This is a genomic window from Methyloprofundus sp., from assembly GCF_965251085.1.
Taxonomy (GTDB): domain Bacteria; phylum Pseudomonadota; class Gammaproteobacteria; order Methylococcales; family Methylomonadaceae; genus Methyloprofundus.
Genome location: NZ_OZ252594.1, coordinates 88,486 through 102,414 on the forward strand (window position 1 = coordinate 88,486; position 13,929 = coordinate 102,414).

Sequence of the window (13,929 nt, forward strand, 5' to 3'; positions counted from 1 at the left end):
GCAATGCGTACCCTACAAAATGGAATAGCATGAAAATACAATTTGATCCTGAGCTTGATTTTCAACACGATGCGATAAAAGCCATTAGTGATATTTTTGAAGGCCAGGAGACACTGCAAACTAATTTTACAGTGACTCGTGTTGCCAATAATGCACAAGATGATTTATTTGCCAATCAAACTGATTTAGGTACTGGGAACAAGCTAAATTTATTAAATGAAGATTTATTAGATAATATTCGTGCCTGTCAGTTAAGACAAGGCTTAAAGCAATCAGAACAACTCGATTCTAAAGCTAAAGATTTCACCGTTGAAATGGAAACGGGTACAGGGAAAACCTATGTATATTTACGCTCTATTTTTGAATTAAACGAACGTTTTGGATTCACTAAATTTATTATTGTCGTGCCCTCTATCGCTATTAAAGAAGGAGTGTATAAGTCATTGCAAATGACTGAGCAGCACTTTAAGTCCTTGTACAATAATACCCCTTATGATTATTTTGTTTATAACTCTCAGGATTTAAGCAAAGTCAGAAGCTTTGCGACGAATGATTCAATTCAAATCATGGTCATTAATATTGATGCATTCCGTAAAAGTTTTACAGATCCATCAAAGCAAACTAAAGCTAATATTATTCATCGGCCTAATGATCGCATGAATGGCATGAAGCCGATTGAGTTTATTCGTGATACCCAGCCTATTTTAATTATTGATGAACCGCAAAGTGTTGATACCACTGCGAAGTCAAAAGAGGCTATTGCCTCATTAAACCCATTGTGTACGATTCGTTATTCAGCAACACATAAAGATAAACATCACCTGATGTATAAACTGGATTCAATAGATGCCTATGAGCGTAAGCTGGTAAAGCAGATTGAAGTGGCTTCTATACACGTCAAGGATGGGCATAATAAAGCGTATATTCGATTAATTAGTGTTGATAACAAGAAGAGTCCAATTACGGCAAAGATTGAACTGGATGCCACGCAAAAGGGGCAGACTAAACGCATTACCAAAAAAGTGCGTAGTGGGGATGACTTACTCTCTCTTTCAGGTGGTCGTTCTGTTTATGATGGCTACGTGGTCAATGATATTTATTGCGAACCTGAAAATGAATATATTGATTTTACCAGTATGCCTGAGATTATTCGTTTAGGTGGTGTTATTGGCGATGTTCACCCTGATGAATTCAAACGCTTACAAATTAGAAAAACCATTGAAGAGCACCTGGAAAAAGAACTGAAACTAACGCCCCGTGGCATTAAGGTACTGAGTTTATTTTTTATCGATAGGGTCGCTAATTATCGCTACTATGATGATGAAGGAAATGCACAGCAAGGCAAATACGCCTTGATGTTTGAAGAGGAATATCAACAGCTGATTAAAAAGCCTAAGTATCATTCACTTTTTGATGAAGTCGATACCACTAGCCTAGTGGATGCAGTGCATGATGGTTATTTTTCAGCGGACAAGTCAGGTAAAAACAAGGGGCGTTATAAAGATACCAGTGGTGTTACAGGTGTTGATGAGGATACTTATAGCCTGATTATGAAAGATAAGGAAAAGCTGTTAAGTTTTAGTTCTAAATTAAAATTTATCTTTTCTCACTCAGCCTTGAAAGAAGGCTGGGATAACCCTAATGTCTTTCAAATCTGTACTCTGAATGAAACCAATTCAGTAATTAAGAAACGTCAGGAAATTGGCCGTGGTTTACGTATTGCCGTTAACCAGGAAGGTGAACGGGTACATGGTTTTGATGTAAATACCTTAACCGTCATGGCTAATGAATCTTATGATGATTTTGTCAGTCAGTTACAAAAGGAAATTGAAGATGACGAAGGCATTAAGTTTGGTGTTGTTGAAAAACATTCTTTCGCTAATATTGTCGTAGAAACCAAAGAGGGAAAAGCGGTTTATTTAGGGGCTGACAGTTCTGAAAAGCTCTGGGAGCATTTACTCAAAAATGACTATATTGATAAGCGTGGGAAAGTTCAGGATTCCTTACGCACGGATATTAAAAATAATACTGTCAATCTGCCTGATGAACTGAATGAGCAAGTTGAACAGATCACTCGTACCCTAAAGAAAGTAGCAGGTAGCCTGAATATTAAAAATGCAGCTGATAAGGAAAATGTAACACCTAAATCCTGCAAGCATTATACATAATAATCCACAAAACTCCTTATTAAACAATGATATAATATCATTTTCCTGATTTCACTATCTCATTGTTTTAATGAAGCCCTCTAAAGTATCAAAATCCTCATCTCACGTAAGAAACCGTACCCGAACGGTAAAAATGACATCTACAGCACATGGATTGACAAGCCAGGCGGGACTGATTCCCGTCGTGAAATATTTAGACAGGATAGGTTTTGAAAAAACCGTAAAACAAAGCGTTCCACATCGGCGGGGTGAAAATGCAGACCATCACTTATCTGATGTGGTTCTATTGACGTTGGTTGGCATGATGGGGGGAGCAACATCAATGGCAAAGGTGACGACCGTATGGGCAGATAGCGTACTGCGCAAAGTAGCTGGCTGGATAAAGATTCCTGTTGAAACCACAATTTTACGGATCTTTAAAGAAGTAAGTGATAGGCAGATAAGCCAGTTTGAAACGCTCACGCATACTTTGCGTGGTCAACACTGGCGGCGATTGCTTCGTTCCGGAAAATCGAAAACTGGCATACAATCCGTCCAGTGGGTCGATGTCGATTCAACTGTGGACACCGTTTGTGGTCGACAAGAAGGAAGTGCCAAAGGCTTCAACCCCAAAAAGAAAGGTGCCCGTTCATACCATCCACAACTCGCTTTTCTAGCGGAAACAAAAGAAATTTTACAAGCCTGGTTCCGGACAGGCAATGCCTTTACAAGCAATGGTGTTGTAGAATTTACCAAACAGTTACTTGCACACTTGCCCAATCGGATGCGCATTATTTTTCGCGGTGACAGTGGTTATTTTGTCGGTGATTTGCTTGAATTTCTCGATACCAGAGGGCATGGGTATCTAATAAAGGTTAAACTTAAGAATTTGAACGCATTGCTGGCCAAACAGGCCTGGACAGCCATACAAGGCCGACCCGGTTGGGAGCAGAGCGAGTTTCAATATCGTTGTGGTGGCTGGTCTCGCTCTCGTCAGTTTGTCGCGGTCAGGATAAAGCAACCTAAACAAGTGACAGGACCTCAGTCCGAGCTTTGGGATACGGCAGAATATGACTATTTTTGTTATGTAACAACTGAACCTCTATCGCCTTGGCAAACACATAAGAAGTATGGTGAACGAGCGACGTGCGAAACATGGATTGAAGAAGCAAAATCACAAATGGGTTTAGGTAAAATCAGAACGAATCAATTTCTGGCTAATGCCGCATTATTTCATTGCGCCGTTCTTGCCTACAATACCGTGCGCTGGATGGCTCAATTGAGTGGCAACAAAACGTTGTGCCAATGGGAGCCGGATACACTTCGTACTTATCTGATTCGGGTGGCTGGAAAATTACTCACAGGCAATAATCAGCTGAGAGTCAGAACACCTGCAGATCCGCTCTATCCACAGGAATGGGATGATTGGGTTAAGGTGGGGTTACTCGCTTAACATTAACCGAAGTTAAGTCACTTTGATTAAAAGGTCATGGCACGTTGGCAGGGTGTTTATTGCCTTGGGCTCGGGGGATATCCATACGATACAAAAAATTTCCTCTATTTATGATTTAAATCTGGATATTTTGATCGGTTGGACAAAGAGGGCTGGCAAAGCGGCAGTAAAAACCTAATAACCACTTAGCTAGACAGGTTAATGAGAGTCAAAATATGGGCTTGCAGGATTTAGGTAACACTTAATAAAGCCGTCTACTTAGGCGAAGACTTTAAACTGCTCTGGGAGCGTGTTAAGTACAAAACAAAGTTTAATGTTGATTTTGATGTAAATGCCTTAATCAAAAAGTGTGTTGATGATATTAAGCAAAATTTAATCGTTGGCAAAACAAAATTCATTTACGGAAAAGGGAAAGCTAAAATCGGTCGTGATGGTATCACAAGCGATGAAGTATCTGAATCAACTCATATCTATGATGTTAAAGATTTTGGCCTGCCTGATATTATTAGCTACCTTCAGAATGAGACTAATTTAACCCGTAGGACTCTAGTCGCCATATTGACCCAATGTGGCAGACTGCAAGACTTTAAAAATAATCCACAGAAGTTTGTCGATGAAGTCAGTGCCATCATAAAGAAACAGATGCGTTACTTTATTGTGAATGGCATTAAATATGAAAAGCTAGGGGATGAGCATTATTATGCTCAGGAACTATTTCAGGATGAGGAGTTAAACGGCTATCTTAATAAGAATATGCTGGAAGCCAATAAGTCAGTTTATAAGCATGTCATCTATGATTCTGATGTTGAGCAAAAATTCGCTCAATCGTTTGAAAAAAGCCAGAATGTTAAGGTGTATGCAAAGCTACCGATCTGGTTCAAGATTGACACCCCTTTAGGCAGTTATAACCCCGATTGGGCTGTGCTGGTGGATCATAATGATGAAGAGCGGCTTTATTTTGTAGTGGAAACAAAAGGCAGTATTTTAGACGAGCTACTGCGCCCTAAAGAGCAAGCGAAGATAGATTGTGGAAAGGCACATTTTAAAGCGCTTGGAGGTGATGTTAATTTTACTGTTGCAGATAGTTTTGATACGTTTATGGATAAGGTGGCGGGTTAAGCTATTGCAATCCATTAAGGAGGTTATTTATACTATATCTCCGGTACAGGCATCTACAGTTTTGAAAACTATGATATAAGTTTTTTCAATACTAAACCTGCATTTGACTCAGGGTTAATTTGTTCATAGCCTGAACCTTATGCGGCACAAGGATTTTTGGTGTTTTTTGTAATTTTCATAGGTTTGTTCAGTATAGGGTGAAACTGATTGCGATGCCGACCTTTTATAGGCAGAATAAATTAGCCTTGGGTGCCCCCCCATTAATCGATAATAGTTCAATATGAAAAAATACCTTCCAGCCCTTTTGTTTATTCTGTCTATAGCCGTTTTGATTCCAGGCATCACTCAACCTTTTATGACTATCAAAGCAGATATTGGCAAGCAAGCGCTATTTGATATTGCAGCAAAAGAACTTTTGCCCCCTCAGCAGCAGAGTAGCGACTTTATGCATGCTATGCTCAATTCTATAATACAGGAAGTTAATTTTGAAGGTTCCGTACCCGCTTTTGAATCGACTCGCAGTTTATGGGAAACCATGTGTGAATTAATTGCTCATGATTATGTTACTATCGGGTTGCTGATAGGCCTACTTGGCATCATTATTCCACTTATTAAAATTATTCTTACGCTAAGTGCGTTATTTTTCACATCGGGGCAAAGCAGAAATCAGTTATTGAAAATCAGTGGTTTGTTAAGTAAATGGTCTATGTCGGATGTATTTTTTATTGCTATTCTGGTTGCTTTTTTTAGCATAAATGCGAATGTACAAGAGATAAGTGCCATTCAAATGAGCGCCACGCTAGGTCCTGGTTTTTATTTCTTTGCTTGTTATTGCCTGTTAGCGATAGTTGCGGGTCAATTAATGTCTCTTTGGAATGGTCAGGTAGAGTAATTAATCAGATGCCTTAGCCTCTCTTGTTGGATAGGGTTGGGTGAGGGGGGAAAAATCAAGCATTTATAATCCCCTCATCCCAACCTTCTCCCTCTGGAGAAGGAGCTTATTCATAAGTCAACAGCGTTAAGGTGCAAGGCAGGGCCTCTGTTAAACCAGTATTTTAACCTGGATTTCGTCACAAACTAGCTCTCAATACAGCTACAATCGGTACAGCGTAAAGTACATGTTTCATAGCAATTGTAGTGATTGTGTTTGTTATTGCCAATCAGTTCAAGGTTTTGCATGCAGATTCTATATAGAATAAGAACCTATATAGGGGATGTGAATATGAAAGCTTTTACAGCGTTTGCCATAATTAAATATATTATTGCGCATGCATTTTATGGTGAATACAATTTTAAGGATGGTGAGGTTTATCTGTGTTGTAAGAACGGCAGCCGTATTGAAATAAACTCAACTAATCAAATAGAAAGCCAACTTGTGCAGATATTTATTCCTGAACAACTAGTAGAGCAATATTTAGAGTCCGAACTTTATAAAACGTTCCCTGTGTTAGGCTATAACAGCGCTAAAGGCGGTGATTTAAGCGCTTATTTAAAAATAGATCTTGATAATGTGCAATTTATCGAAATGTTTGATAAATGGGCAAATTAAACACCCTCGCAACTCAATAAAGAAAGTTTTTTGTAACTACTCAGCTTCTCTGAGTAGTTACGTTTTTTTGAACTAAATAGTTTGTGCGCGAATTCATAGGTGAAGTTTCCTGGTTCGGCCTGTTGAGCTAATAAATACAAATTTAGCCTGACCTCTGGATAAACCTAGAAAAATCAGTTGCTCACGGTTTTTAGCACAGCTCTTGATTCCACCGCACTTCCAAAAAATGTCCGCTTAACCTATGGGTGAAGCTAAAACTTCTTGAAAGTGATACCTAAATCCTGCAAGCATTATACATAATAATCCACAAAACTCCTTATTAAACAATGATATAATATCATTTTCCTGATTTCACTATCTCATTGTTTTAATGAAGCCCTCTAAAGTATCAAAATCCTCATCTCACGTAAGAAACCGTACCCGAACGGTAAAAATGACATCTACAGCACATGGATTGACAAGCCAGGCGGGACTGATTCCCGTCGTGAAATATTTAGACAGGATAGGTTTTGAAAAAACCGTAAAACAAAGCGTTCCACATCGGCGGGGTGAAAATGCAGACCATCACTTATCTGATGTGGTTCTATTGACGTTGGTTGGCATGATGGGGGGAGCAACATCAATGGCAAAGGTGACGACCGTATGGGCAGATAGCGTACTGCGCAAAGTAGCTGGCTGGATAAAGATTCCTGTTGAAACCACAATTTTACGGATCTTTAAAGAAGTAAGTGATAGGCAGATAAGCCAGTTTGAAACGCTCACGCATACTTTGCGTGGTCAACACTGGCGGCGATTGCTTCGTTCCGGAAAATCGAAAACTGGCATACAATCCGTCCAGTGGGTCGATGTCGATTCAACTGTGGACACCGTTTGTGGTCGACAAGAAGGAAGTGCCAAAGGCTTCAACCCCAAAAAGAAAGGTGCCCGTTCATACCATCCACAACTCGCTTTTCTAGCGGAAACAAAAGAAATTTTACAAGCCTGGTTCCGGACAGGCAATGCCTTTACAAGCAATGGTGTTGTAGAATTTACCAAACAGTTACTTGCACACTTGCCCAATCGGATGCGCATTATTTTTCGCGGTGACAGTGGTTATTTTGTCGGTGATTTGCTTGAATTTCTCGATACCAGAGGGCATGGGTATCTAATAAAGGTTAAACTTAAGAATTTGAACGCATTGCTGGCCAAACAGGCCTGGACAGCCATACAAGGCCGACCCGGTTGGGAGCAGAGCGAGTTTCAATATCGTTGTGGTGGCTGGTCTCGCTCTCGTCAGTTTGTCGCGGTCAGGATAAAGCAACCTAAACAAGTGACAGGACCTCAGTCCGAGCTTTGGGATACGGCAGAATATGACTATTTTTGTTATGTAACAACTGAACCTCTATCGCCTTGGCAAACACATAAGAAGTATGGTGAACGAGCGACGTGCGAAACATGGATTGAAGAAGCAAAATCACAAATGGGTTTAGGTAAAATCAGAACGAATCAATTTCTGGCTAATGCCGCATTATTTCATTGCGCCGTTCTTGCCTACAATACCGTGCGCTGGATGGCTCAATTGAGTGGCAACAAAACGTTGTGCCAATGGGAGCCGGATACACTTCGTACTTATCTGATTCGGGTGGCTGGAAAATTACTCACAGGCAATAATCAGCTGAGAGTCAGAACACCTGCAGGTCCGCTCTATCCACAGGAATGGGATGATTGGGTTAAGGTGGGGTTACTCGCTTAACATTAACCGAAGTTAAGTCACTTTGATTAAAAGGTCATGGCACGTTGGCAGGGTGTTTATTGCCTTGGGCTCGGGGGATATCCATACGATACAAAAAATTTCCTCTATTTATGATTTAAATCTGGATATTTTGATCGGTTGGACAAAGAGGGCTGGCAAAGCGGCAGTAAAAACCTAATAACCACTTAGCTAGACAGGTTAATGAGAGTCAAAATATGGGCTTGCAGGATTTAGGTGATACATTAATTCAATATCTTGCACTATAAATGCGCGTTCCTTAATCTGTACGAAGTATAGTTAAAAAAATAAAACTTTTGCACAGTACTGTGGCTCTTGGGTTATGATGATCTATATAACATTTTGCTGATGCAAAAAACTTTGAATAAAAAATAATATTAAATATATGAGCGAAGACTCAGAAAATGGTTTGGACTTTAGTGCCATAACCGATCCTTATGCGCAGCGTGAGGCTGAGAAATATGCACAGCCGATACCTAGTCGAGAGTTGATTTTACAACTGATTGAGAAAGGTGGGCGGCCAACAGGACGTAGGCAAATAGCAGAAGCATTTGGCTTAGAGACAGATGATCAATTAGAAGCTTTACGCAGGCGCTTAAGAGCAATGGAGCGAGATGGACAGTTATTGTTTAATCGTCGCCAGCAATATTGTCTGGTAGACAGTCATGACTTGATTCCTGGACGCATTTTAAGTTATGCCGATGGCTTTGGCTTCTTAAAGCCGGATGATGCGGGAGAAGATTTGTTTTTGTCTCCACGTGAAATGAATCGTGTCTTGCATAATGACCGTGCTCTGGTGCGTGTTTCAGGTATCGATAGAAAAGGGCGTAGAGAAGGCAAAATCGTGGAAGTGCTGGAACGTAATACCCAGCAAGTCGTTGGACGATTTATTAAAGAACATGGTGTGCAATTTGTGCAGCCGGACAATAAAAAAATTACCCAGAATATTCTGATTCCCAAAGGCAAGGGGAATGGTGCTAAAAAAGGCGAGATGGTGGTCGCTACTATTACAGAGCAACCCACTTTAAGAAGTCAGCCCATAGGCAAGATCAGCGAAATACTGGGCGCGCATATGGCGCCTGGAATGGAAATAGATGTTGCTATTCGTACTTATAACTTACCCAGCACTTGGCCTGAAGAGGTTACTGAGCAAATTAAGCCGTTTAAAAAGGTCGTTGCCGAAGATGCCAAGCAAGGTCGGGTTGATTTACGAGATGTCCCTTTAGTCACAATAGATGGAGCAGATGCGCGTGATTTTGATGATGCCGTGTTTGCCAGTAAAACGCTTAAAGGCTGGAAGCTTCTGGTTGCGATTGCTGATGTGTCGCATTATGTGCAACCCGGCAGTGCTTTGGATCTGGAAGCGAGAAATCGCAGTACCTCGGTTTATTTTCCTGAACAAGTCATTCCTATGTTGCCAGAGGTGTTATCGAATGGCTTATGTTCGATAAACCCGGATGAAGATCGCCTGAGCATGGTCTGTGAGATGCTCATTAATGCACAAGGACAAGTCACGCGCGCCAGGTTCTTTGATGCAGTGATGCGCTCTCATGCGCGGTTAACCTACGATAAGGTTTCCGCTATGCTGGAGCATAATGATACCCCATTGCGCAAAAAATATAAGGCAGTACTGCCACATCTAGAGCAAATGTACGCGTTATATAAAGCCATGCGGGGCCAGAGAGAGGTGCGTGGTGCTATGGACTTTGATACGCAGGAAACGCAGATTGTTTTTGGCGAAGATCGAAAAATAGAAAAAATTGTTCCGGTACAGCGCAATGATGCGCATAAGCTGATTGAAGAGTTTATGATTGCGGCGAATAGCGCCGCAGCGCGATACTTAAATCGTAAAAAGATGCCGCGCTTATTACGTATTCATGAAGGTCCTTCAGAAGAAAAAATTCGTACATTAAAAACTTTTCTCGGTGAAGTCGGCTTGCATATGGGCGGGGGCGATAAACCTACGCCCGTCGACTATATGCATTTAACCAGCAGTATCAAAGATAGACCGGATGCGCATTTAATTCAGACGGTATTATTACGCTCGATGTCTCAAGCCGTATATAGCCCTGAGAAAAAAGGCCACTTTGGTTTGGCACTAGAGGCTTATACGCACTTTACCTCACCGATACGGCGTTACCCTGATTTAATGGTTCACCGTGCTATTCGCCATTGTATACAAGGCAAGTCGCCAGAAAGCTTTTACTGTGGCTTCCCAGAAATAACAACTCTGGGTGAGCATTGTTCATCGAATGAACGACGTGCAGATGAGGCAACGCGAGATGTCGTTAGTTGGCTGAAATGCGAATATATGCAGGATAAAATTGGCGAATCTTTTGCAGGCGTTATTTCAGCGGTTACTAGTTTTGGCTTTTTTGTCGAGCTATCTGATCTATATGTTGAAGGTCTAGTGCATGTGACTGCTTTGGGGCAGGATTTCTTTAAGTTTGATCCAACGAGTCATCAGCTAAAAGGAGAGCGTACGGGGGTACGTTATCGATTGGGAGATAGTGTTAAGGTTACCGTTGCTAGTGTAAATCTGGATGATAAGAAAATTGACTTTGACTTGCTAGGTATACCGGGCGGAGCAGCAGCGCCAGCTAAAAAGAACAAATCTCAAAAGTCTAGCCGAAAACATGATGATAAGAAAAAGACGAATAAGTCCAAGTTTAAAAAGAGCAAAAGTAAAACTAAGCCAAAGTCATCTAAAAAAGGTGTGTAAATGAACCTGGCGAAAATATTTGGCGTACACGCTGCACAGTCGGCACTCGACTATTCGCCAAAAAAAATTAAGCAGGCCTGGGTCGACCAGAAAAGACAAGATGAAAGACTGTTGTCTTTAGTTAAGGGCTTACAAAAACATAATATCAAGCCTGAAAAAGCAGACCGTAAAAAGCTGGATAACTTATCTAAAGGCAGTAATCATCAAGGCATTATATTAGAAGTTGAAATGCCTGCGATGCGTTCAGAGAGCGATTTAAAAGCGGTGGTTGAAAGTGCTAAGCAAATGCCATTCTGGTTGATTTTAGATCATGTTCAAGATCCGCAAAACTTGGGTGCATGTCTAAGAACGGCTGATGCGGCAGGGGTGCAAGGCGTGATTGTTACCAAAGATCAGGCGGTAGGAATTACACCGGCGGTCTGTAAGGTAGCTAGCGGCGCAGCAGAAACAGTACCGGTGTATCAGGTGACTAATTTAAGTCGCACTATCAGTTGGTTAAAAGAGCAAGGTATATGGATTGCGGGTGCAGCAGGGGAAGCGGAAAAGACTATTTATGAGATGGATGTCAATATGCCGCTGGCTTTAGTCATGGGTGCAGAAGAAAAAGGTATGCGCAGGTTAACGCGCGAGCAATGTGATTTTCTGCTAAAAATTCCTATGCAAGGCAGCGTAGAAAGCTTGAATGTTTCAGTTGCTGCGGGCGTATTGATTTATGAGGTTTTAAGACAAAGGTTGGGTGCGTAGCAAGTGGGCATTCTTGATCAATTAAGACAAGAGGCGGATGAGAAAAAGTCTGCCGAACAACAGCAAGTTGATTTAAAGCACATACAGGCACAGCGCTATAAAGTAGACGTGCTGCCTAAAATGCAGGAAATATTTAAATATATGCAGGAATTGGTGAAATATTTAAATTATCTTGAAGTACCTGTACAGGTCGAGGATTATAGCTCTCGTTACCCTCTTCTGGGTTCTTTAATGCAAAAGGATTACCGGGTTAGCACTGATGGTTTTGGCGGTCTGGCAGATATTGATAAACTCAAACATATTAATATTACATTTTATTGCACAGGCGAGGGGGAATTTGAATATGTGGTGCGTAGTAAAGTCGATATTGAAAATGAAATTGCTTTTTTGCATGCAAAACGCTTAACCAGTAAGACACAAAGAGTCCCAGGGCATAAAAATGAAGATGCACTTAAGTTTGTAGTCTTGCGTAAAATTCCAGTGCGTTTACGTTTTGAAGTAGATTATGAAAAATCATTGATTAAAGTCATCATTAATAATTATGCCCATTTTTCTAAATATACTGAATCATGGCAGGTGGATGACATTGATCATGACTTTTTAGATTGTGTGACACGCTATTTACTACGCAAAGATTCTGAATTTATTAAACCTGATATTACCGATGCAGCCCGTGAAGCCTTACGTAAAAAATTAGCTGCTATCAAAAGAACTGAACGGCGATCTTTTTGGTGAGGGACTTTAAGCCTCTTATGATAAAGGCTGCACTTTCTCGGGTTGCCTACATCGATAGAATTTTATATCAGTAAACGCTTTAATATATTCTGAACGATTGCTGTATTTGTTCAAACTCGTATAGATACGGTTTTGCTACTTCATGATTAGCCGCGATAATGACTAAATCATGTGAGAATACCGAGGTGTTATACCAGTTAAAGCTGCCGTCTATAACGATATATTCATCGATAATACAATATTTTGAGTGGATGGGAGAATAAGGCACGGCGTGATCATCTTGTCCGTAAACTAATCCCACATGCACACCAGAGTTCCTTAGGCGTTCTATAACAGGTAATAAGGGGCGGTTCAATTCCTCTTCCATACTACGCTCAACCCCAATCTTGCCTTGTCTGGCTAGATGCCCGTTAAACAGAATATGCACATATACGCCTCTGTTTTTGGCATTTATCAAGGCACAAATCACACTGTCATTATAATTTCCCAATAACTCGCCGATTAAAAATAAACTGATCTTAATTGAGTGCTGGGCGCGGTTAATTTCCGCCAGAATTGCATGATGCGGCAGATAAATTTCACCACTTTGCATGGCATGTCTACCAAAGGTGTAGAGTAAATTGAACTGGCTGTACGGGTCTATGCCATAAGGTTGGATTACACCACCCCGTTGGCTTTGAAAAATATTATCCAGTAAGCGACACATGCCTTGGGAATGAAAAGTCATGCCAGATTCCCAGTTGGCCCACCAGCGCTCAAAGGTAATATTAAATGATCCCAGGATGCAATCTTCATCGTTAAAAATGATGAATTTTGTATGCATATCAGGTTCGACTTCAATCAAATGGTGATCCGGGCTACAGACCACTCCAATCAATTCAACACCGGCTCGCTTTAGGCGCGCATAGTTATCACTATTGGTCATGGTCATTTTGCGCCAATCGACTAGGCACTGAACGAGTACGCCCTGTTCGCTGGCGTGAATCAGGTGACTGGCAAAATCTGCATCATCTATACAATCAACACTGACTTTTATGGTGCAGAATTTTTCCTGGAACTCATGTTTGTTACCAATGACCTTATCGATCAAGTCGTGGATATAGCGCTTGGGGTGATAGGGGTGATTAGGCTGACCTTTGGTGAACTTTGGCACCAGGTGCAAAGATTCAAAATGATGGTTAATCCAGTCCACATCAGATTGTAATTCATGCGCTTGTAACTCATAAGTGCGATAGTGGTTATGAGTGGAATGCAGGCCATTTATTTCTCTATATTGGGGGGTGTCGGAATCGGCATGCAATTGCCCCCAGTCCATATAGATATATTCTTTTTCTGAGGGGATAGAGCGCTCATCTTTATGAATAAGAAAAGAAAATTTTACACAATTAATGACTCCGAATGAATTGGAGTAAGGGTGGATGTAAAAATCCCGGGTACGCCGTTTATGACTATTCCATTTAATATCATAGGCATCAGTATCGACCACATAGGTTTCGCAGACATGATGCTGACGATAGACTTTGAGTATGACCTTCAGGTTGACCTGCTCGCCATGATACATGTCAAATTCAATTTTCCCCCAGCGCAGAAAAAATTGATGATTAAAATCATTGACTCTTGCAAAGGATCCACCTAGTTCGCCATGTGTTGGTTTGGCAAAATGCTCAGCTATTTGTTGCATACCATTTCCTTTTTATTATTGATTTTTCT

General features: G+C 41.0%; 10 protein-coding genes. 9 read left to right on the plus strand and 1 reads right to left on the minus strand.

Annotated features, from left to right (window positions below):
• Window positions 1-29: 29 nt before the first annotated feature.
• From ACQY3F_RS00435 to ACQY3F_RS00475, 9 genes are all read left to right on the plus strand, one after another.
• On the plus strand, window positions 30-2,168 hold the full coding sequence (locus ACQY3F_RS00435) for a DEAD/DEAH box helicase family protein (RefSeq protein WP_428352971.1): 2,139 nt from the start codon (window positions 30-32) through the stop codon (window positions 2,166-2,168).
• Window positions 2,169-2,238: 70 nt separating this feature from the next.
• Window positions 2,239-3,600 carry an IS1380 family transposase gene (locus tag ACQY3F_RS00440; RefSeq protein ID WP_428352972.1) on the plus strand — a complete coding sequence of 454 codons (1,362 nt, stop codon included), beginning with the start codon at window positions 2,239-2,241 and terminating at the stop codon, window positions 3,598-3,600.
• 558 nt (window positions 3,601-4,158) lie between these two features.
• A complete protein-coding gene (locus tag ACQY3F_RS00445; protein ID WP_428352973.1) occupies window positions 4,159-4,719 on the plus strand; it encodes a hypothetical protein in 561 nt (186 codons plus the stop codon).
• A 280-nt stretch (window positions 4,720-4,999) separates the two neighbouring features.
• Window positions 5,000-5,611, plus strand: a complete 612-nt coding sequence (locus tag ACQY3F_RS00450) for a paraquat-inducible protein A (protein ID WP_428352974.1) — start codon at window positions 5,000-5,002, stop codon at window positions 5,609-5,611.
• Between the two features lie 330 nt (window positions 5,612-5,941).
• Complete coding sequence (locus ACQY3F_RS00455) at window positions 5,942-6,268, plus strand: hypothetical protein (RefSeq protein WP_428352975.1); 327 nt, start codon at window positions 5,942-5,944, stop codon at window positions 6,266-6,268.
• 370 nt (window positions 6,269-6,638) lie between these two features.
• Window positions 6,639-8,000 carry an IS1380 family transposase gene (locus ACQY3F_RS00460; protein WP_428352976.1) on the plus strand — a complete coding sequence of 454 codons (1,362 nt, stop codon included), beginning with the start codon at window positions 6,639-6,641 and terminating at the stop codon, window positions 7,998-8,000.
• Between the two features lie 403 nt (window positions 8,001-8,403).
• On the plus strand, window positions 8,404-10,740 hold the full coding sequence (gene rnr / locus ACQY3F_RS00465) for a ribonuclease R (protein ID WP_428352977.1): 2,337 nt from the start codon (window positions 8,404-8,406) through the stop codon (window positions 10,738-10,740).
• Window positions 10,741-11,484 (plus strand): 23S rRNA (guanosine(2251)-2'-O)-methyltransferase RlmB, encoded by a 744-nt coding sequence (gene rlmB / locus ACQY3F_RS00470; protein ID WP_428352978.1) that lies wholly within the window; start codon window positions 10,741-10,743, stop codon window positions 11,482-11,484.
• 3 nt (window positions 11,485-11,487) lie between these two features.
• Window positions 11,488-12,219 carry a hypothetical protein gene (locus tag ACQY3F_RS00475; RefSeq protein WP_428352979.1) on the plus strand — a complete coding sequence of 244 codons (732 nt, stop codon included), beginning with the start codon at window positions 11,488-11,490 and terminating at the stop codon, window positions 12,217-12,219.
• A gap of 79 nt (window positions 12,220-12,298) precedes the next feature.
• Here ACQY3F_RS00475 and ACQY3F_RS00480 read toward each other — a convergent pair whose 3' ends face one another.
• On the minus strand, window positions 12,299-13,900 hold the full coding sequence (locus ACQY3F_RS00480) for a phospholipase D-like domain-containing protein (RefSeq protein ID WP_428352980.1): 1,602 nt from the start codon (window positions 13,898-13,900) through the stop codon (window positions 12,299-12,301).
• Between the last annotated feature and the right edge of the window lie 29 nt (window positions 13,901-13,929).